This window comes from Silanimonas sp. (assembly GCF_044377035.1).
GTDB lineage: Bacteria > Pseudomonadota > Gammaproteobacteria > Xanthomonadales > Xanthomonadaceae > Silanimonas.
In genome coordinates this window covers 128,601-148,589 of record NZ_JBILJW010000006.1, presented here as the reverse complement: position 1 = coordinate 148,589, position 19,989 = coordinate 128,601, and the positions used below count along the sequence as shown (strand labels likewise).

Below are 19,989 nucleotides of genomic sequence, written 5' to 3'. Positions count from 1 at the left end.
GGCCGCAAAGTGTAGCGGAAGGCCGGCGGGGGGCCGGAAAGCCCCCGCCGGCGCCGGATCAGCCGTCGAGGCCGGCGCGGATCGGCTGCAGGAAGGCGCGTGCCGTCGCCACCGGGTCGGCAGCGTCCGCTAGAGCCTGGACCAGCGCGCTGCCGACGATGACGCCGTCGCCGTGGGCCGCAAGGGCCTTGGCGGAGGCTGCGTCCTTGATGCCGAAACCGATCAGCACCGGCACCGGGCTGTGCGCGCGCACCACGGCCGCCTTGGCGGCGACGTCGCCGGTGTCGAGCTTGCTGGCCCCGGTGACGCCCGCGAAGCTGACGTAGTACAGGTAGCCCTGCGCGTGGGTGCGCAGCGGGACGAGGCGGGCCTCGGTGGTGGTCGGGGCGACCAGGGCGATCAGGTGCAGGCCGCGGGCGGTGAACACCTCGCGCACCGGGTCGGCCTCTTCGGGCGGCAGGTCGACCAGCAGCACGCCGTCCACGCCGGCGGCGGCGGCCTCGTCGGCGAAGCGCTCGAGGCCACGCATCTCGATGGGATTGAGGTAACCCATCAGCACGACCGGCGTGGTTGCATCCGCCGCACGGAAATGGCGCACGGCCTCCAGCACGAAGGTGAGACCGACCTTGCGTTCGATGGCGCGCTCGGAGCTCTTCTGGATGACCGGGCCGTCGGCCATCGGGTCGGAGAACGGCACACCGAGTTCGATCAGGTCGGCGCCGCCCTCGACCAAGGCGTGCATTACCGGCACGGTCGATTCGCGGGACGGATCGCCCGCGGTGACGAAGGGCACGAGGGCCTTGCGGCCTGCGGCCTGCAGCGCGGCGAGGCGCGCGTCGATGCGGTTCACGGCGCTCACAGCGAGATCCCTTCGCGCTTGGCGATGGTGAAGATGTCCTTGTCGCCGCGGCCGGACAGGTTCACCAGCACGCGCTGGTCCTTGCGCATCGTGCGGGCGAGCTTCATGGCTTGGGCGATAGCGTGGCTGCTTTCGAGCGCGGCAAGGATGCCTTCGGTGCGCGCCAGCAGGTGGAAGGCCTCCATGCACTCGTCGTCGGTGACGCCGACGTACTGCGCGCGGCCGGTGTCCTTGAGGAAGGCGTGTTCGGGGCCAACGCCGGGGTAGTCGAGGCCGGCCGAGATCGAGTGCGTCTCGGTGATCTGGCCATCGTCGTCGCAGATCAGGTAGGTGCGGTTGCCGTGCAGAACCCCCGGGCGGCCCGCCACCAGCGAAGCGGCATGGCGGCCAGTGGCGACACCGTCGCCCGCGGCTTCGGCGCCGATGAGCGCGACATCGCGATCGTTGAGGAAGGCGTGGAACATACCGATGGCGTTGCTGCCGCCGCCGACGCAGGCGACGACGGCGTCGGGCAGTGCGCCGTACTCGGCCAGCATCTGCGCGCGCGATTCCTTGCCGACCACGGCGTTGAAGTCGCGCACGAGCGTCGGGTACGGGTGCGGGCCGGCCACGGTGCCGATGATGTAGAAGGTGTCGTGCACGTTGGTGACCCAGTCGCGCAGCGCTTCGTTGAGCGCGTCCTTCAGCGTCTTGCTGCCGCTCTCCACCGGCACCACGGTGGCACCGAGCAGCTTCATGCGGAACACGTTCGGCGCCTGGCGCTCGACGTCGGTGGCGCCCATGTACACGACGCACTCGAGGCCGAGGCGCGCGGCCACGGTGGCCGAGGCCACGCCGTGCTGGCCGGCGCCGGTCTCCGCGATGATGCGGGTCTTGCCCATCCGCTTGGCGAGCATCGCCTGGCCGATGGTGTTGTTGATCTTGTGCGCGCCGGTATGGTTCAGGTCTTCGCGCTTCAGCAGGATCTGCGCGCCGCCGACCTTCGCCGACAGGCGGGCCGCGTGGTAGATCGGGCTCGGCCGGCCGACGTAGTGCTTGTAGTCGTCCGCCAGTTCCGCTTGGAACGCGGGATCGGACTGCGCGACGCGATAGGCCTCGGCCAGTTCGGCCAAGGGCTGCATCAGGGTTTCCGCGACGAAGCTGCCACCGTAGGGGCCGAAATGCCCGCGGGCGTCCGGGTACTGGTGGAAATCGTCAACGGACGGGGGGATCTGCGATGAAGCCATCGGCGCGGCGAACCTCTTCGACGAAACGAATCATGCGCTCACCGTCCTTCAGGCCGGGAGCGCTCTCGATGCCACTGGACACGTCGACGCCGAACGGCCGCGACTGGCGGACCGCCTCGAAGACGTTGTCGGGAGTGAGCCCGCCGGCCAGAAGCCAAGGCTTCGGCAGCGCGGGCAGGTCGGACCAGTCGAACCGGGCACCCTGCCCGCCCTGCTCGCCGGCCTTGTGGCCATCGAGCAGAAAGGCGTCCACCGAAGGGTAGCGCTTGGCGAGCGATTCCGCAGCGGCCACGCCCTCGCCCATCGCCAAAGTCTTCACATACGGCAGGCCGAAACGCTCGCAGAACGCGGCCTCTTCACGGCCATGGAACTGCAGCAGCGTCGGGCGCAACGCACGGATCGCGGCCCGCACGAGCGCCTCCTCCGGATCCATGAAGAGCGCGACGACCTGCGACAACGGCGGCACGGCGACGCGCAGCGATTCCGCTTGGGCGGGATCGAGCGCGCGGCGGCTACCGGGCACGAAGATGAAGCCCAGCGCGTCGACGCCGAGCTCGCCGGCGAGGCGCACATCGCCGGGTCGGGTCAGGCCACAGAACTTGATGCGGGTGCGATGGGCCATGGCGTCAGGCGTCGAGGTCGGCGTAAGGCAGGACGGCGAGGGGCCGCGGGCGATCGATCCAACCCTCCGGCAGGCTGACGGCCTCCGGCAAGGCCCAGGCGCGCGGATAGCGCGGCCCGAGGAAGGCCAAGCCGGCCGCGGGCGCCGTCGGACCGGCGACGGTGCGATCGCGTCCAACGAGCAGTTCGCCGATCCAGGCTTCGGGCCGCTCGCCACGCCCCACCACCATCAGGCTGCCGACGATGTTGCGCACCATGTGGTGCAGGAACGCATTGGCCTGCACCTCGACGATGACCTGGTCGTCCTCGCGGCGCACGGTGATCGCGTGCAGGTCGCGCATCGGATGGCGGGCCTGGCACTGCGCGGTGCGAAAGGCGCTGAAGTCGTTTTCGCCGAGCAGGGCCTGCGCCGCGCGGTGCATGGCATCGGCGTCGAGCGGCCGCGGCTCCCAGCTCAGGTGCTCGCGCATCAGCGCGGGGCGGACGCGGCGGTTCAGCAGGCGATAGCGATAGCGGCGCGCCCGCGCCGAATGGCGGGCATGGAAGGCATCGGCCACCGGCTGGGCCCAGAGCACGCGCACCGATGGCGGCAAGCGCGTGTTGGTCCCCTCGACAAAGGCGCGCAGCGGCCTTTCGACCGTGCTTTCCAAGTGGACCACCTGCTGCGTGGCGTGCACGCCGGCATCGGTGCGCCCCGCGCAGACCGCATCGACCTCGTGCTGGACGATCGAGGCCAGCGCGGCCTCGACCGCGCCCTGCACCGAATCACCGTGAGAAAGCCGCTGCCAACCGAGGAAGCCGCTGCCGTCGTATTCGATGCCGAGTGCGTAACGCATGGTGGAGGGCCGCAGGTCGAACCCTGCGGCCGCAACCTCAACCGATCGACTTCAGCAGGCGCTCGGCTTCCGCACGGGCGGCCGCGCTGCCCTCGGCCAGCACTTCCTCGAGCATGCCGCGAGCGCCGTCGACGTCACCGATCTCGATGTAGGCCTTGGCCAGCTCGAGGCGGGTGTCGTCGAGGCCGGCCTCGTCCGAGGTGGGCAACTCGACGATGGGGCGCTCGGCCGTCTCGCGCTCGTCGAAGGCTTCAACAACCGGCGGCGCGGGCTCTACGGCGGTAGGACGCGTGCGCACATCGATGCCGCTGATCGGATTCCACTGCAGCTCGCGGAACAGGGCATGGCCGGGCACCAGGCCCATCCCCATCACCACCACTTCGCGCCAGCGCGGATCACCGGGCTTCTCGACGTGCTCGCGCATGCGCTCGGCCGCCTTGAGGAAGGCGTCGGTGTCGCCGGTGTTGTAGAGCTGCCGCAGCAGGGCGACATGCGTATCGAGATCCGCAGGCGCCCCGTCGATATTCCGCTCGAGCTCGCGCAGCATCGGATTCGCCGCGGGCGGGGTGTCGTTGTCGATCGACGGCGCCTCCGGCGTCGGCGCGACGCCGTCTTCGGCGGCGGCATTCGACTCCTCGCCCGGGGCTGGGAGGTTCGACAGGAAATCCTCATCGTCCGACAGGCGCGAGCGCGTGCCCGCGGCGGGCGGCACGTTCGGAAGGGGGCGCTTCGGGTCGGTGCCGCGTCGGCGGCGGAGCAACAGGCCCACCAGGCCGCCAACGAGCACCAGGCCACCAGCCCCCAGGACCATCGGGTTGCTGTACCACGGCGCTGCCGCGTCGACCGGCGCTTCCGACGGGGCGGCGGCTGTCGGCGAGGCTGGCGCCGGGCTGGCCGGATCGGAGGCTTCGGCAGCGGGGCCTGCGTCTGGCGTGACGACCACGGTGGCGTCCGCAGGTTCGGCAGCGGCCGGGCCGGCAACGGCGGGCTCGACGGCGCCGGACGCGGCCGGATCCGTCGCGTCCGATGGCGCCGCGGGCTCGCCCGTGCGCTGCTCGCGCAGGGCCTGCTCCATCGCGCTGAGCTGGCTGTCCTTGAGCTCGATCAGACGCTTCTGTTCGTTGGCAAGCGACTCCTGTTCCGTGAGACGCGACTGAAGCTCACGAAGCTCGGCCTCGCGTACCGACAGGTCCTCGCGGGCCTGCTCGAGCTGCGCGCGCAGCTCGCTGCCCGAACCACCGGACGACGCGCCCGACTGCGCACCGACTGCACCGGCACCGGCCGGCGGCGCGATCTCGAGCCGACCGCTGGCCGGCGTCGACGGTGCGGCCGACGGACGGGCCGGAGCTTGGGCGGTGGCGGCCGGCGGCAGCGCCGCCGTCGGCGCTTCGCCCGGGCTCGGCATCGGCGCCGGGGTCGGCGACAGGGCGCGCCACGCGGCCATCTGCTCGCGAACACGGTCCTGGGCTTCGGTGTTGGCGAGACTACGTGCCTCGTCGGCCGTCGGAATACGCAGGACGGCGCCCTTGCGCAGCAAGTTGATGTTGTCGCGCAGGAAAGCGTCCGGATTCGCGCGCTGGATGGCGAGCATCATCTGGGCGACGGAAGTGCCCTGCTGATTGGACGAAGCGATCCGCCACAGGGTCTCCCCTTCCGCAACCGCATGGCTGCCGGGCGTGGCCGCCGGGATGGCGGCCGGCACGGGCGACGGTGCGGGCGGCGGCGGCGGGGCCTCGGCGATCACCGGCTGCGGCGCGGGCGACGGCGGCGGCGGCACGACCTCGGGCTGCGGAGCCGGCGTCGGCTCGGGCGGCGGCGTGGCAGCGACCGGAGTCGGCGCCGGCGAGACGGGCTCCGGCGGCAGCGGTTCGGCGACGGGTGCGGGTTCAGCCTCGGCCACCGGCGGCGAGGGCACCGACAGCGGCGGCATCGCCTCGGCGGGCACCGGCTCCGGCGCAGGCGCAGGCGCAGGCGGCGTGGGTGCCGCAGCCACGGTGGGCGCGGCCATGGGCGTGACGACCGCCGCGGCGATGTGCGGCGGATCGACCAGGGCGGTGAACTCGCGCACCACGCTGCCCCGACCCCAATCGGCTTCGAGGAGGAAGGCGACGAAGGGATCATCCACGCGGTTCGAGGTGGTGACTCGCACCACCGGTTCACCCCGGGCATTTCGGCCCACGCTGAACTGCAGGTTGGCGGTGACGCCGGCGGGTCGAGGCAGACCGACGCGGTCGAAGGCCTCCGGCGGCGCGAGGCGCACGCTCAGGGCGTCCAGCTCGCCCGGGCCGACGCCAATCAACGGGATCTCCGCGACCAGCGGCTGGTTGAGCTGCGACTTCACTTCGAGCGTGCCAAGGCCCAGCGCATGGGCGTCGCTCGCGATGAACGCGAGCGCCATGGCCAGGGGAAGGACCTTCACCGGGTGTTTCATGCCTTTCTCCCAAGACGCGGCCGACGGGGTCCCGGCCGAACGTCAACACTTGAAAACCGCCGCAACAGTAAGCCGAATGCCCCTGATCCGCCAAGGATTTCGGTCAGCCGCGCTTTGCCGCGAGCAGCTCGGCGACCTGCACAGCGTTCAGGGCCGCACCCTTGCGGATGTTGTCCGCCACGATCCACAGCGACAGGCCGCGCGGGTGCGAAATGTCCTCGCGGATGCGGCCCACGTAGACCGGATCGCTGCCCGAGGCATGCGTCACCGGCGTCGGCCACTCGCCGTTGGCGGGGTTGTCGACCACCTCGATACCCGGGGCCTTCTCGAGCAAAGCGCGCGCCTCGGCGGCGGTGAGCTTGTCGCGGGTCTCGAGGTGCACGGCTTCGGAATGGCCGAAGAACACCGGCACGCGCACCGCCGTCGGGTTCACCTGGATGCTGTCGTCGCCGAGGATCTTGCGGGTCTCGTGGACCAGCTTCATCTCTTCCTTGGTGTAGCCGTTGTCGGTGAAGGCGTCGATCTGCGGGATCAGGTTGTAGGCGATCTGCACCGGGAAGCGCGTCGGGTTCGGGTCCTCGAAGCGCAGCAGGGCGGCGGTCTGGCGCCCCAGCTCCTCCGGGCCCGAGCGGCCGGCGCCCGACGTCGACTGGTAGGTGGCGACGTTGATGCGGGTGATGCCGACGGCGTCATGGATCGGCTTCAGCGCGACGACCATCTGCATCGTCGAGCAGTTCGGATTGGCGACGATGCCGCGCGGGATCGAATCCAAGGCTTCCGGATTCACTTCGCTCACGACCAGCGGCACGTCGGCGTCCATGCGGAAGGCCGAGCTGTTGTCGATGACGATGGCGCCCGCGGCGGCGAACTTCGGCGCGTACTCGCGCGAGATGTCGCCGCCGGCCGAGAACAGCGCGAAATCGACACCCGTCGGGTCGAAGGTGGCGAGGTCCTGGATGGTCAGCTTGTGGTTGCCGAAATCGACCTTGTTGCCGGCGGAACGCTCGCTGGCGAGGACGATGACCTCGCTCGCCGGGAACTTCCGCTCGGCGAGGATGGAGAGCATGGTTTCACCGACGGCGCCGGTGGCGCCGACGACGGCGACCTTGAAACGGTTCGACATGGGTTTTCCTTTTCGATTCTTGTGCGTTGAGCGTTGCGGGTGCGCGGCGCGGCGCGACGCGCCGGCGCAGGGCGCGCGGGCACGGCGCCCGCGTCGCGGAATCAGTGGCCCCGGGCCTCGGAAGCGTGACGCCCGAGGCTAGGGTTTTCGCTCGACGCTTTTTCCGGCCGTGCCGCCGCCCTCGCCCGCCACGCGCGGCGCGACCTCGCCGACGTCGCCGCACTGGGCGCGATGGCGAAGGGCCTGGTCCATCAGCACGAGGGCCATCATGGCCTCGCAGATCGGCGGCGCACGCAGGCCCACGCAGGGGTCGTGGCGTCCGGTGGTGATGACCTCGACCGGCTGGCCGTGCACATCCACCGTCGGGCCCGGCAGGCGCAGGCTGGAGGTGGGCTTGAAGGCCACCTCGCAGGTGACCGGCTGGCCGCTGCTGATACCGCCGAGCACGCCGCCCGCGTGGTTGCTGGCGAAGCCGTCCGGGTGCATCAGGTCGCGGTGTTCGGTGCCGAGCTGGCCGACGCTGGCGAAACCCGCGCCGATCTCCACACCCTTCACCGCGTTGATCGACATCATCGCGTGGGCGAGCTCGCCGTCGAGTTTGCCGTAGATCGGTTCGCCCCAACCCGGCGGCACACCCAGGGCTTCGACGCGGACGCGGGCGCCGACGGAATCGCCGGATTTGCGCAGGGCGTCCATGAAGGCCTCGAGCTCGGGCACCTGGGCGGCGTCCGGCCAGAAGAATGGGCTGTCCTCGACCGCGGACCAGTCCCAGCCCTTCGGCGTGATCGTGTGCAGTTGGCTGACGCAGGCGCGCACGGTGACGCCGAAACGCTCGAGCAGCCACTTCTTGGCGATGACGCCGGCGGCCACGCGCATCGTCGTCTCGCGCGCCGAGCTGCGGCCACCGCCGCGCGGATCGCGGATGCCGTACTTCTGCCAATAGGCGTAGTCGGCGTGGCCCGGGCGGAACTGCTCGCTGATCTTGGCGTAGTCCTTCGACTTCGCATCGGTGTTGCGGATCAGCAGGGCGATCGGCGTGCCGGTGGTCCGGCCCTCGAACACGCCGGAGAGGATCTCGACCTCGTCGGCCTCGTGGCGCTGCGAGGTGTGGCGCGAGCGGCCGGTGGCGCGGCGTTCGAGGTCGGCGCGGAATTCCTCCGGCGCGATCGCGAGGCCGGGCGGGCAGCCGTCGATGACGCAACCGATGGCCGGGCCGTGGCTTTCGCCGAAGGTGGTGACCGCGAAGAGCTGCCCGAAGGTGTTGCTGGCCATGCGCGTCAGGCGTCCGTGCTCAGGGGCGTTGGTTCGCCAGACGGGCGATGTCGGCGTGGTGGGCCACGAGGTCGTCGTGGTGCAGGGCGAAGATGCCCATCTGCCCCACCTTGAACTCGATCCATGCGAAGGGGACGTCGGGCAGCAGGCGCTCGAGGTGCTGCTGGCTCTCGCCGACCTCGCAGATGAGCACGCCGTGCTTGCGCAGGTGCAGCGGGGCGTCGCGGAGGATCTTCAACACCAGGTCGAGGCCGTCGTCGCCGGCGCGCAGGGCCATTTCCGGCTCGTGCGAATACTCGGCCGGCAACGCGTCGGTCTCGGCGTTGGTGACGTAGGGCGGGTTGGTGACGATCAGGTCGTAGTGGCGGCCGACCAGCGGGCCATAGAGGTCGCCGTGGTGCAGGCTGACGTTGCGGGCGTCGAGGCGCTCCACGTTCTCGCGGGCCAGCGACAGGGCCTCGGGGCTCAGGTCGACGGCGTCGACGGTCCAATCTGAGTTGTAGTGACCCATGGCAATGGCGATGCAGCCGCCGCCGGTGCAGATGTCGAGCGCGTCGCGAACCTCGACGTCGCCGATCCACGGCTGGAAGCCGTTGAGGATGAGCTCGGCGATGGGGCTGCGCGGAACCAGGGCGCGCGAATCGCTCTTGAACGAGAGACCGGCGAACCAGGCCTCGCCCGTGAGGTAGCAGGCCGGCACGCGCTCGTCGATGCGGCGCTGGAACAGGCCCAGCACCTCGGCTTTCTCGTCGGCGGTCACCCGCGACTGGCCGTAGATCGGGTTGAGGTCGTGCGGCAGGTGCAGGGCATGGAGCACCAGCTGGGTGCTCTCGTCCATGGCGTTGTCGTAGCTGTGGCCGAAGGTCAGGCTGGCCTCCCCGAAGCGGCTCGCCCCATACCGGATCAGGTCAATAATCGTCTGGAGTTCGGCAGGCATGCGGTTCAACGGCCCAAAGCGGGCTTCACGGGACAAGCGCCCGAGTATAGCCAGCGCCCCTATACTTTGCGGCCTTGATCCTGATGTTTTGGCGGCATTTCCATGTTCAATCGGACCTTTCTCCTGGTGATCGTCGCAGCTGTCTTCGCCGGCCTCGGCCTGCTGGCCGGCGAGCGCTGGCTGTCGCGCGATGGCGGCTCTGCCCTGCCTGCCTTCGAGGCGATCACCCCTTACCCCACGCCGCGCGCCATCCCGCCGTTCGAGCTGCTGTCGGCGGATGGCCCCGTCACCGCCGAGACCCTGCGCGGCCGCTGGACCGTGGTGTTCATCGGTTTCGTCTCCTGCCCGGACGTCTGCCCGACCACGCTGACCGACATGGCCAAGGCGCAGAAGGCCTGGGAGGCCCTACCCGAAGCGCAGCGCCCGCGCCTGCTGTTCGTGTCGATCGACCCGGAGCGCGACACCCCGGAACTGCTGGCCGGCTACGCGCGCCACTTCCACCCGGCCACGCTGGCGGCCACGCAGCCCGACCTTGCGGCGCTGGAAACCTTTACCAGCAGCCTCAGCCTGGTGTTCCGCAAGGTGCCGCTCGGCGCCAGCTACACCATGGACCACAGCGGCTCGATGGTGCTGCTCGACCCGGAAGTCCGCGTGGCTGGCGTGATCCGTCCGCAGATGCCCGCCGGCGCCACCGTCGGCGGCGGCGCGATCGCCACCATCGACCCGCAGGCCGTGGCCCGCGATCTCGCCCGCCTCGCCGGAGCCACGCCGTGAGCCCCGCGGTCGTCCTCCAGTACGTCCTGCCGCATCGCTTCCTTTCGAGCCTCGCCTACCGGCTGGCGCGTTCGCAGTGGGTACCGCTGAAGCGCTGGCTGATCGCCACCGTGGTGCGGAAGTTCAACGTCAACCTCGCCGAAGCGGCGAACTCCGATCCGGAAAGCTACGCCAGCTTCAATGCCTTCTTCACCCGCCCGCTGAAGCCCGGCGCGCGCGTCGCCGATGCCGACCCGAAGGCGGTGTTGTGCCCGGCCGACGGCAAGATCGCGCAGATCGGCCGCATCGAAGAGGGCCGCATCTTCCAGGCCAAGGGCCAGCACTTCACTGCCGCCGAGTTCCTCGCCGACGAAGCCAAGGCCGAGGCCTACCGCGACGGCTGGTTCGCCAACGTCTACCTCTCCCCACGCGACTACCACCGCGTGCACATGAGCCTGAAGGGCACGCTGGTCGAAACCGCCCACGTGCCGGGCCGGCTGTTCAGCGTGGCGCCGTGGGCCGCGCGCGCCATCCCGCGGCTGTTCGCGCGCAACGAGCGCCTCGTCTGCCACTTCGAGGGCGAGCACGGGCCCTTCGTGGCGGTGATGGTCGGAGCGATCCTCGTCTCCGGCGTCGAGACCGTGTGGTATGGCGAGGAGATCCCCGCCTACGCCGACCGCGTGATCCGCAAGGACTGGCGCGGCAAGGGCATCACGCTCGAGCGCTTCGCCGAGATGGCGCGCTTCAACTACGGCAGCACCGTGGTGCTGCTGTTCCCGAAAGCGATGCTCGCCTCCATGGAAGCCATCCCCGCGGAAGCCCCGGTGGTGCTCGGCCAGCGCATCGGCACGCTGGCCTGAGGCTCAGGCCGGTTTCGCAGCCTGCGCCTTCCACGCTGCCAGCACTTCGACCTCGCGCTCGGGCTTGATGCCGGCACGCAGGGGCGCGTTGCGGCGCTCTTCCGGCTGCGCGGCGAACCACACCTGCGTGGCCTCGACCGTATCGGCCAGGCTGCGGAACGTGAGCCCCGCGGCGATGGCCTTGGCATTGCTGCGCATGTGGAAGCCGGCCATTTCGCCCTGCCCCGGCACCCACACCGGCATGTCGCCCCAGGGGCTGACCTCCTGTGCCATCAGGAACTCGGTCGGCACCCACGTGAGCTGCGCGCCTGCCGTGGTGCTGGCTCGGATGCCGTAGAGCAACCCCGCCATGTCGAGGGGATGCGCCGGCCCGATGGCGTTGAAGGCGCCGGTGGCGCCGGCCTCGGCGAGGCGGATCATCCACTCGCCCAGATCGCGGGCATCGATGAACTTCATTGGGTCGCGGCCGTCGCCGGGGGCCAGCACCTCGCCGCCCTTGGCGAGCCGCATCGGCCAGTAGGTGAAACGGTCGGTCTCGTCGCCGGGGCCGACGATCAGGCCGGGACGCACGAGGGTGGCGGTCGTGCCGAAGTGCTTGAGCGTCTCCGCTTCCGTCGCGGCCTTGAGCCCGGCGTACTTGCCCATGTCGGCGCGCAGGCTCGTCATGGTCTCGGCCAGCGGATCGCCCTCGAAGGTCGCCAGCGCGGCGGTCTCGTCATCGCCCGGCGTCGCGTTGTCGGCATAGGCCGACAGGCTGGAGATCATCATGTAGCCACCGATGTGGCCCTTCAGCACGGTGGCGGCATCGCGGATCCAGTGCGGCACGCTGCTCGGGTTGTCGATGCAGATGTCCCAGCGGCGGCCCTTCGCGACTTCGGCGGCGAGGCTCTTGTAGTCATTGACGTCGCGGTCGCCGAGCAGCTGCTCGACCGTGCCCGGCCACTCGCGCTGCTTGCGGCCGCGGTTGAAGATGGTCACTTCATGGCCGCGCGACAGCGCATAGGCCACTTGGTGCGGGCCGGTCAGCCCGGTGCCGCCGAGGATCAGGATCGACAGCTTGCGGTTGGCGTTGCGCGTCTCGCCCGTGGCGGCGGCCGGCGATTGCGCGCGGCCCGCACCGGCCAGCGTCACGGCGGCGGCCAGGGCGCCGAGTTTCAGGACGTCACGACGTTCGATCGACATGGTTCACTCCGCGGTGGGATCGTCAGGCTGGGGACCCCGCGATCCTGCGCCCTCCCCCAACGGCAAACCCGTGCCGGAAGTTACACTCGGCCCATGGGCGCGCTGACCGACATCCGGGTGTACCTGACGCAGGCCCACGCCTGCGGCTACTGGCCCGACCGGCAGGCCCGCGACCTCGTGCTCGACCCGCAGGAACCCGCCCTCGCCGCGGTCTACGAGCCGGCGCTGGCGCTCGGCTTCCGTCGCTCGGGACGCCACGTTTATCGCCCCCATTGCAGCAACTGCAGCGCCTGCCTGCCGATCCGCTTGCCGGTGGCCCGCTTCCAGCCCGACCGCACGCAGCGGCGCATCGCCAAGCGCAACGCCGACCTCGTGATGACCGTCGGCCCGGCCCGACGCAGTGACGAACTGTTCGACCTTTACGCGCGTTACCTCGGCGCCCGCCATCCCGACAGCCCGATGGCCGAGCCGACGCACGAGGAGTTCGAGCAGTTCCTGATCGGCGACTGGAGCCCGACGCGCTTCTTCGAATGGCGGCTGGATGGCCGGCTGGTCGCCGTCGCGGTCACCGACGTCACCGCGAACGCGCTGTCGGCGGTGTACACCTTTTTCGATCCCGCCCATGAGCACCGCAGCCTCGGGACGCAGGCCATCCTCGGGCAGATCGCGTGGGCCGCGGCAACGGCGCGCCCGCACCTGTACCTCGGGTTTTGGCTGAAAGGCCACCCGAAAATGGACTACAAACGCCGCTTCCAGCCGTTGGAACGGCTCTGGAACGGCCACTGGATTGCTTTCGATGAGGATCGTGAATGAGGGTTTTCTTCCGCGCCGCGTTGGCGGCGCTGGGTTTGGCGACACTGTTCGCCGGTTGCACGACGACCCCTGCCATGGCTGATCCGCCCAATCCACTGCGCGTGGCGACCTACAACGTCTCGCTGTACGCCGAAGTGGCGGACGGCGTCCGCACGCGGCTGGCCGGGGGCACCGACGACAAGGCCCGACGCGTCGCCGCCGTGATCCAGCGCCAGCGCCCGGACCTGCTCCTGCTCAACGAGTTCGACTACGACCCGAAGGGCGCGCTGGCCGACGTTTTCCAGCGCGAGTACCTCGAGGTCGGCCAGCACGGTGAAGCGCCGATCCACTACCCGTACCGTTACTTCGCGCCGGTGAACACGGGTGAGCCCAGTGGCATGGACCTCAACGGCGACGGGCGCATCGGCGGTCCGGGGCGTCTGCATGGCGAGGATGCCTTCGGCTACGGCCTGCATCCGGGCCAATACGGGATGCTCGTGCTATCGCGCCATCCGATCGACACCGCGGCCGTGCGCAGCTTCCAGACCCTGCCATGGTCCGCGCTGCCGAACGCGCGCCGCCCGAAGGACCCCGCGACGGGTCGCTGGTGGTACGACGATGCGGTGTGGCCGAAGCTACGGCTGTCGTCGAAGTCGCACTGGGACGTGCCGGTGCAGACGCCGGGCGGCGTCGTGCACTTCCTCGTCTCGCATCCGACGCCGCCGGTGTTCGACGGCCCCGAGGACCGCAATGGGCTGCGCAACGCCGACGAGCTGACGCTGTGGCGGCACTACCTCGACGACCGCGACGCCGATTGGCTGTGCGACGACCAGGGCCGCTGCGGCGGGCTTCCGGCCGAAGCGCGTTTCGTCATCGCGGGTGATCTCAACAACGACCCCGCCGACGGCGACGGCCACCACGAGGCCATCGTCGAACTGATCGAGCACCCGCGCGTGCTCCGGCACGCGTTCCCGACCAGCGAGGGCGCGGTGCAGAGTGCCCGCGAGCGCGGCGGCGCCAACCTTCGCCATCGCGGCAACCCGGCACAGGACACCAGCCAGTTCGGCGGTGCCAGCGGCAACTTGCACCTCGACTTCGTGCTTCCCTCGGTGGGCTTGCGGATCACCAGCAGCGGCGTGTTCTGGCCGGTGGCCGGGCAGCCTGGCGCCGACTGGGTGGGGGCCAGCGACCATCGGATGGTGTGGCTGGACCTCGACGTGGCCGCCGCCCCGGCGTCGGCGGACGCGGAGCCTGACCGATGAGGGTTCGCCGAACGACGCTGGGCGTCGCGGCCCTCCTGCTGGGCCTCCCCGCGATGCTCCAGGCCGGCGAGCGAGCCCAGCAGCGCCTGGTCGAGCGCTATGCGGAGACGCTCACCTTCCCCGCACTGGCGAACCGCTGCCGTCGCCTGCCTGCGTTCCGCGACGCCCCCTTCGAGGCCGAGCTCGCGCAGTGGCGGCAACGCCGCGTAGCGACGCTCACCGAGGCCGCCGCGCTGGTCGAACGCGTCGCCGCCGCGCAATCGCAGTCCCGCGAGAGCATCGATGCCGCGATCCGCGAGCAGGCCGAGCGCCAGCACGCCGGTGCCGATGCGGAAACGCTCGCCTACACCTGCGACAAGCTTCGTTTCACCTTGCGTGGTGAACCCGTGCTGCCGGTGCGCGGCGCGGCGCTCGACGAGGACACCCGCCGCGAGGTGATCGACGAGTTGCTGCCGGTGGCCACGAAGCTGATGACCTGCGAAGCGCCGGAGCGCATCGACGTGCGCGCCGCGCCACCGGCCGTGCTGCGCGGCGACGCCAGCTCGGCGGCCGCCATCGCCGACCGGGTGGAGATGTGGAACGTGATCGGCTGCGGCAAGGCGCTGGACGTGGAACTGAGCCTGCGATTCCCTGAAGGCGACCCGCCGACTTTCGCCCTGGGCTTCCCGCGCACCGCCCTGCCGGCGGCGCACTGATTCAGACGAGACGCACCGTCATCGCCGCCGCGGCGCGACGCGCCTTGGCGCGGGCCGCGTCGACGTCGACATCGCGCGCCAGCGTGACGGCCACGCGGCGGCTGCCCTCGACGCGCGGCTTGCCGAACAGGCGCAAGCCGGTGTCGGGTTCGGCCAGCGCGGCTTCGACATTCCCGAACACCGGCACGCCATGGCCTTCCGCGACGATCGCGCAGGACGCGGCCGGGCCGAGCGTGCTCAGGTTCGGGATGGGAAGGCCGAGGATGGCGCGGGCGTGCAGCGCGAATTCCGAGAGCTCCTGCCCCATCAAGGTCACCAAGCCGGTGTCGTGCGGGCGCGGGCTCACTTCCGAGAACCACACGGCGTCGCCCTTCACGAAAAGCTCGACGCCGAACAGGCCCCAGCCGCCGAGGTCGTCGGTGACGGCCTGGGCGATGCGTTCCGCTTCAGCCAAGGCGGCCGCGCTCATCGGCTGCGGCATCCAGCTCTCGCGGTAGTCGCCGTCCACCTGCAGATGGCCCACCGGCGGACAGAACGTGGTGCCATCGCGGTGCCGCACGGTGAGCAGCGTGATCTCGTAGTCGAAGTCGATGAAGCCTTCGACGATGCAGCGGCCCTGGCCGGCGCGACCGCCGGTCTGTGCGTAGGCCCAGGCCTTGTCGATGTCCGCTTCCGAGCGCACGACGCTCTGGCCCTTGCCCGAGCTCGACATCAGCGGCTTGACCACGCAGGGCATCCCGAGCGCGACGACGGCGTCGCGGTATTCGGCCTCGGTGTCGACGAAGCGGTAGGGCGAGGTGGGTAGTCCGAGCGTCTCTGCGGCCAGGCGGCGAATCCCTTCGCGATCCATCGTCAGGCGCGCGGCGCGTGCGGTGGGAATGACGCGCTGCCCCGCGGCTTCCAGCTCGAGCAACGTGGGCGTGTGGATGGCCTCGATCTCCGGCACCACCAGGTGCGGCTTCTCGGCCTCGATCAGCGCCTTCAGCGCAGCCGGGTCGAGCATGTTCAACACGTGCGAACGGTGCGCGACCTGCATCGCCGGCGCGTCGGCGTAACGGTCGGCCGCGATCACCTCGACGCCCAGCCGCTGGAGCTCGATGGCCACTTCCTTGCCGAGCTCGCCGCTGCCGAGGAACAACACGCGGGTGGCGGTGGGCGACAGCGGCGTGCCGAGGGTGACGGACGCAGGCATGGCGGGGGCGCGGGACATCGTGGATTCCTGTGAGGCGAGGCGCGAATTCTACCGGCACGGCTTGTCGCCCCGGGCACCACTGGGCATGCTGGCCTGATTGGAAAACCACCCGATGTCCCGACGAATCCTGACCCTCTTGCTGCCGATGCTCGGCAGCGTCGCTCCACTGTGGGCCGCGACCGCGGCACCGACCACCCCCGCCCCGGTGATCAGTGGCGTCATGGCGGATGCGCGCCTGTCCGAAACCAGTGGGTTTGCCGCTTCGCGCGCCCGGCCGGGCAGCTTCTGGGTCAACAACGACAGCGGCCATGCGCCCGAGCTGCACCTGATGTCGGCCGCGGGCACACGGTTGGCCAGCATCACCCTCGAAGGCGTGCGCAACGTCGATTGGGAAGACCTCGCCGCCTTCGATCTCGATGGCAAGCGCTACCTGCTGGTGGCCGACACCGGCGACAACGGCGGGCTGCGCCGCACCCTCGAGCTCGTGGTCGTCGAGGAACCGGCCGTGGTGACGGACGGCATGCGCGTCACGCCGTCATGGACGCTGCGTTTCCGCTGGCCGGACGGCGCCCGCGATTGCGAAGCGGTGGCGGTCGATGCCGCCGCTGGCGAGGTGCTGCTGGTCTCGAAGAAGCGCGTGCCGCCCGAGCTGTTCCGTGTCGCCCTCCGTCCCGCGCGGGAGGGCCTGCAGACCGCCCGACGCGTCGGCCGCCTGAGGGGCATCGCCCAACCCAGCGCCGCCGAACTCACGCAGAACCCCGTCTACGGGCGCTACCGATCGCAGGTGACCGCCGCCGACCTCAGCCCGGATGGCCGCACCCTCGCCGTCCTCAACTACCAGGCGGTCTACCTGTACCGGCGCGGGTCGGGGGCGGGCTGGTCGGGCGCCCTGTCGAATCCGCAACGGCTCGATTTCGCTTGGATGCCCCAGGCCGAGGCGATGGGCTACTCGCTGGACGGGCGGCAGCTGTGGGTGGCCGGCGAGCAGCGCCCCAGCCCGCTGATCCACTTCCCTTTGGACGCCCCTTGACGAAGATATCAAATTGATATCAGATGATCAGGCCATTCCCGGAGCCCGACCATGAACGAACGCGTCCATTCCCCCCTTCCCGGCGTCCCGATGCTGCTGGCGTTGCTGGTCCTGAGCCTGGCCAACTTCGCCGCCTTCCCCACTTTGGATGGCATGGACGTGCCGGGCGGATTGATCGCGCTGAATGGCCTCGGCACCCTTGTCATCGTCCTTCTGTGGTGCGGTTTCTTCATGGTGCAGCCGAACAACGGCGTGGTGCTCCAGCTCTTCGGCCGCTACGTCGGCACCGCGCGCGATTCCGGCCTGAAGTGGGCCAACCCGTTCTACTCGAAGAAGCCCGTGTCGCTGCGCGTGCGCAACTTCGAATCCAGCAAGCTCAAGGTCAACGACTTGGAAGGCTCCCCGATCGAGATCGCCGCGGTCGTGGTCTGGCAGGTGCACGACACCGCCGAGGCCGTGTTCCAGGTCGACGACTACGAGAATTTCGTGCATGTGCAGTCGGAAGCCGCGCTGCGCCAGATGGCGACCAGCTACCCGTACGACGGCCACGACGGCAGCGGTGCGAACACGCAGATCGCGCTGCGCAGCCACGCCACCGAGATCAACCAGCATCTGAAGGAAGAGATCCAGGAACGCCTCGGCGCCGCCGGCGTGACCGTGCTGGAAGCCCGCATCAGCCACCTCGCCTACGCGCCGGAGATCGCCCAGGCCATGCTGCAGCGCCAGCAGGCCGCGGCGATCATCGCCGCACGCAGCCGCATCGTCGAAGGCGCGGTCGGCATGGTGCACATGGCGCTGGAACAGCTCGACCATGCCGGCAAGATCCAGCTGGACGAGGAGCGCAAGGCGGCCATGGTGTCGAACCTGCTCGTGGTGCTGTGCAGCGAACGCGGCACGCAGCCGGTGGTGAACACCGGCACCCTGCACCACTGAGGCCCGCCATGAACGAACAGATGCTTGCCGCCCTGGTCGTGCTCGTCGCCGCCGCGCCGCTGTTGGTGATCGGCTTCTATTTCCGCAGCGGCCGCGCCCTGCACCTGCTGGCCGGCGTGGACCCGAAAAAGGTCCGCGACCCGGCCGGCCTCGGCCGATTCGTCGGCCAGTCGCTGATCCTGCTCGGCTTGCTGCACGTGCCATTCGCCGGCGTCGTGGCCTTCCTGCCCGAGGGCCAGATCCTCGTCGCCACGCTGGGGCTCGTCGTACTCGTCGGTCTGGTGGTCGTCCGGCTGCTGTTCGGGCTCTCGCGGTTCGTCTCGAAGTGAGCGAGAAGAAAGCCTATCCGCTGCGCATCTCCGCCCCGGTGCTGGACGCCGTCCAGCGCTGGGCCGACGATGAGTTGCGCTCGGTGAACGCCCAGATCGAGTACGTGCTGCGCGAGGCGTTGAGGAAAGCCGGACGGCTGCCGAAACCCCCGATGGACGACGGCGCCGCGGACGGCGAATAGACTGCGCCCATGCGCGTCCTGCCCCGCTTCCTCGTCAATACGCCGGACATCGAACTCTGGCCCGCGACGCTGTGCCGTGCGCGGTCGAGCGCCGACGCGCGCCTCATCGCAGGCGCCGACCTCGTCCTTCGGCGCAAGCGCGACGGCCGTTTCCTCGCGGCGCTCGGTCCAGCTGAACTCGTCCCCCTGGTTCCAGCGCTTTGGCGCGAACCGGGCCTCGAAGCCGCCATTGCCGCGACGGCCGTGCTCGATGCGCGCGAGCCCGCGGCATTGATCGCCGCGCGGGGCACGCTTCCGGGTGACGCGGTACACGAAGCCAACACGGCAATGGGGCTCGCCGCAGACTACGCCGAGACCAGCGGCCTGCCCTTCCATGAGGAACCGCGGCTGCTCGCCTTCGCCGGACGCGACCGTTGGCAGCGCGCCCTGTGGCTGCTCGCCCCGGCCTCGCGGGCGTGGCAGGCCATGCGCGAAGCGGCGCGGCAGGATGGCATCGTCCTGGAGGCGATTTCCGGCTTCCGCGGCCACGCCTACCAGCGCGGGATCTTCGAGCGGAAATTCGCGCGTGGGCTGTCGCTCGACGAGATCCTGCACGTCAATGCCGCGCCCGGGCATTCCGAGCACCACAGCGGCCGCGCCCTCGACATCGGCACGCCCGGCGAGCCGCCGGCCGAGGAAAGCTTCGAACACACGCCCGCGTTCGCCTGGCTGCAGCAGCATTCCGAACGCTTCGGTTTCGGCTTGAGCTACCCGCGCGGCAACCCGCACGGAATCACTTACGAGCCCTGGCACTGGTGCTGGCTCAACCCTGCGAGCGCTTGACCTTCTTCGCCGGCTCGACCACGCCTTCGCCGTCGGCGATGCGCCACAGGTACAGGCTGGCCAAGGTCCGGTGAGGCCCCCAGTCCGCGCCACGCGCCAACAAGGCCTTCGGCGTCGGCACGACCTCGAGGCCATCAAGCACCTGGGCGCCCTTGCGCACGCCGAGGTCGTCCACCGGCAGCACGTCGGGACGGCCAAGGCGGAAGATCAGCAGCATCTCGACGGTCCAGCGGCCAATGCCGCGCACCGCGGTGAGCTGCTCGATCAGGGTCGCGTCGTCCACCTTGGGCAGAGCGCGAGCGGCCGGCACCTCGCCGGCCTCGGCGCGACGGCAGAGGTCGCGCAGGGCCAGCACCTTGTTTCCCGACACCCCGCAGGCGCGCAGCGCCGCGTCATCCAGCCGGGCCAAGGCCACCGGCACCAGTTTGCGCGAGCCCGCGGCCGCTTCCACGCGCGAGACGATGGTCGCCGCGGCCTTGCCGGAAAGCTGCTGGTAGAGGATCGAACGCGACAGCGCGTCGACGGTGTCGAACGGCTTGCGCCAGCCATCCATCTCAAGCGGCCCGATGCGTTTCATCCACTTCGCCAGCGCGCGATCGCGCTTGGCGAGATGGGCGGTTGCCTCTTCGAGATCGAAACCACGGGCCATGGC

At 70.2% G+C, this 19,989-nt stretch carries 21 protein-coding genes; 10 read left to right on the top strand and 11 right to left on the bottom strand.

From position 1 onward, the window contains the following. Positions 1–58: 58 nt before the first annotated feature. The 8 genes from trpA to prmB form a co-directional block, all read right to left on the bottom strand. Positions 59–850, bottom strand: a complete 792-nt coding sequence (gene trpA / locus ACIQ6S_RS05105; RefSeq protein WP_397607418.1) for a tryptophan synthase subunit alpha — start codon at positions 848–850, stop codon at positions 59–61. Between the two features lie 5 nt (positions 851–855). Then, entirely contained in the window at positions 856–2,085 is a 1,230-nt protein-coding gene (trpB, locus tag ACIQ6S_RS05100) for a tryptophan synthase subunit beta (RefSeq protein WP_397607408.1), read from the bottom strand. Then, positions 2,054–2,707 (bottom strand): phosphoribosylanthranilate isomerase, encoded by a 654-nt coding sequence (locus ACIQ6S_RS05095; protein WP_397607407.1) that lies wholly within the window; start codon positions 2,705–2,707, stop codon positions 2,054–2,056. Before ACIQ6S_RS05095 ends, trpB begins: the two co-directional genes overlap by 32 nt. A 4-nt stretch (positions 2,708–2,711) precedes the next feature. Then, on the bottom strand, positions 2,712–3,542 hold the full coding sequence (gene truA, locus ACIQ6S_RS05090) for a tRNA pseudouridine(38-40) synthase TruA (RefSeq protein ID WP_397607406.1): 831 nt from the start codon (positions 3,540–3,542) through the stop codon (positions 2,712–2,714). A 37-nt stretch (positions 3,543–3,579) separates the two neighbouring features. After that, positions 3,580–5,961 (bottom strand): FimV/HubP family polar landmark protein, encoded by a 2,382-nt coding sequence (locus tag ACIQ6S_RS05085; protein ID WP_397607405.1) that lies wholly within the window; start codon positions 5,959–5,961, stop codon positions 3,580–3,582. A gap of 115 nt (positions 5,962–6,076) precedes the next feature. Beyond that, positions 6,077–7,096: an aspartate-semialdehyde dehydrogenase gene (locus ACIQ6S_RS05080; RefSeq protein ID WP_397607404.1), complete on the bottom strand. Its 1,020-nt coding sequence runs from the start codon at positions 7,094–7,096 to the stop codon at positions 6,077–6,079. 138 nt (positions 7,097–7,234) lie between these two features. Continuing rightward, positions 7,235–8,368: a chorismate synthase gene (gene aroC / locus ACIQ6S_RS05075; RefSeq protein WP_397607403.1), complete on the bottom strand. Its 1,134-nt coding sequence runs from the start codon at positions 8,366–8,368 to the stop codon at positions 7,235–7,237. A gap of 19 nt (positions 8,369–8,387) precedes the next feature. Next, entirely contained in the window at positions 8,388–9,305 is a 918-nt protein-coding gene (gene prmB / locus ACIQ6S_RS05070; protein WP_397607402.1) for a 50S ribosomal protein L3 N(5)-glutamine methyltransferase, read from the bottom strand. A 102-nt stretch (positions 9,306–9,407) separates the two neighbouring features. On the opposite strand from prmB, the gene ACIQ6S_RS05065 reads away from it, so the two are divergent. Next, a complete protein-coding gene (locus tag ACIQ6S_RS05065; protein WP_397607401.1) occupies positions 9,408–10,079 on the top strand; it encodes an SCO family protein in 672 nt (223 codons plus the stop codon). Continuing rightward, positions 10,076–10,918: an archaetidylserine decarboxylase gene (asd, locus tag ACIQ6S_RS05060; RefSeq protein ID WP_397607400.1), complete on the top strand. Its 843-nt coding sequence runs from the start codon at positions 10,076–10,078 to the stop codon at positions 10,916–10,918. The genes ACIQ6S_RS05065 and asd overlap by 4 nt, the downstream gene beginning before the upstream one ends. A 3-nt stretch (positions 10,919–10,921) precedes the next feature. Here asd and ACIQ6S_RS05055 read toward each other — a convergent pair whose 3' ends face one another. Further along, positions 10,922–12,100 carry an NAD-dependent epimerase/dehydratase family protein gene (locus ACIQ6S_RS05055; protein WP_397607399.1) on the bottom strand — a complete coding sequence of 393 codons (1,179 nt, stop codon included), beginning with the start codon at positions 12,098–12,100 and terminating at the stop codon, positions 10,922–10,924. A gap of 93 nt (positions 12,101–12,193) precedes the next feature. Between ACIQ6S_RS05055 and ACIQ6S_RS05050 the strand changes: the two genes are divergently transcribed. From ACIQ6S_RS05050 to ACIQ6S_RS05040, 3 genes are read left to right on the top strand one after another with little or no spacing between them, the layout of a single operon-like run. Further along, the gene (locus ACIQ6S_RS05050; protein ID WP_397607398.1) at positions 12,194–12,913 is read left to right on the top strand and encodes an arginyltransferase; all 720 of its coding nucleotides are present in this window, start codon (positions 12,194–12,196) and stop codon (positions 12,911–12,913) included. Next, positions 12,910–14,154 (top strand): endonuclease/exonuclease/phosphatase family protein, encoded by a 1,245-nt coding sequence (locus tag ACIQ6S_RS05045; RefSeq protein WP_397607397.1) that lies wholly within the window; start codon positions 12,910–12,912, stop codon positions 14,152–14,154. The genes ACIQ6S_RS05050 and ACIQ6S_RS05045 overlap by 4 nt, the downstream gene beginning before the upstream one ends. Continuing rightward, the gene (locus tag ACIQ6S_RS05040; protein ID WP_397607396.1) at positions 14,151–14,849 is read left to right on the top strand and encodes a hypothetical protein; all 699 of its coding nucleotides are present in this window, start codon (positions 14,151–14,153) and stop codon (positions 14,847–14,849) included. The genes ACIQ6S_RS05045 and ACIQ6S_RS05040 overlap by 4 nt, the downstream gene beginning before the upstream one ends. A 1-nt stretch (position 14,850) precedes the next feature. On the opposite strand, the gene purT is transcribed toward ACIQ6S_RS05040, so the two are convergent. Further along, the gene (gene purT / locus ACIQ6S_RS05035) at positions 14,851–16,041 is read right to left on the bottom strand and encodes a formate-dependent phosphoribosylglycinamide formyltransferase (protein ID WP_397607395.1); all 1,191 of its coding nucleotides are present in this window, start codon (positions 16,039–16,041) and stop codon (positions 14,851–14,853) included. A 112-nt stretch (positions 16,042–16,153) separates the two neighbouring features. On the opposite strand from purT, the gene ACIQ6S_RS05030 reads away from it, so the two are divergent. The 5 genes from ACIQ6S_RS05030 to ACIQ6S_RS05010 are packed head-to-tail and all read left to right on the top strand — an operon-like array spanning position 16,154 to position 19,337. Beyond that, entirely contained in the window at positions 16,154–17,071 is a 918-nt protein-coding gene (locus tag ACIQ6S_RS05030; RefSeq protein WP_397607394.1) for a hypothetical protein, read from the top strand. A gap of 51 nt (positions 17,072–17,122) precedes the next feature. Further along, a complete protein-coding gene (locus ACIQ6S_RS05025) occupies positions 17,123–18,004 on the top strand; it encodes an SPFH domain-containing protein (RefSeq protein WP_397607393.1) in 882 nt (293 codons plus the stop codon). An 8-nt stretch (positions 18,005–18,012) separates the two neighbouring features. Continuing rightward, positions 18,013–18,333, top strand: a complete 321-nt coding sequence (locus ACIQ6S_RS05020; RefSeq protein ID WP_397607392.1) for a DUF3784 domain-containing protein — start codon at positions 18,013–18,015, stop codon at positions 18,331–18,333. Further along, positions 18,330–18,515 carry an Arc family DNA-binding protein gene (locus tag ACIQ6S_RS05015; protein WP_397572770.1) on the top strand — a complete coding sequence of 62 codons (186 nt, stop codon included), beginning with the start codon at positions 18,330–18,332 and terminating at the stop codon, positions 18,513–18,515. The genes ACIQ6S_RS05020 and ACIQ6S_RS05015 overlap by 4 nt, the downstream gene beginning before the upstream one ends. A 9-nt stretch (positions 18,516–18,524) precedes the next feature. Next, positions 18,525–19,337, top strand: coding sequence for a M15 family metallopeptidase (locus tag ACIQ6S_RS05010; protein ID WP_397607391.1), 813 nt, complete (start codon positions 18,525–18,527; stop codon positions 19,335–19,337). On the opposite strand, the gene ACIQ6S_RS05005 is transcribed toward ACIQ6S_RS05010, so the two are convergent. Then, on the bottom strand, positions 19,318–19,986 hold the full coding sequence (locus ACIQ6S_RS05005; RefSeq protein ID WP_397607390.1) for a DNA-3-methyladenine glycosylase family protein: 669 nt from the start codon (positions 19,984–19,986) through the stop codon (positions 19,318–19,320). The two genes, ACIQ6S_RS05010 and ACIQ6S_RS05005, sit on opposite strands and share 20 nt — an antisense overlap. Positions 19,987–19,989 lie beyond the last annotated feature (3 nt).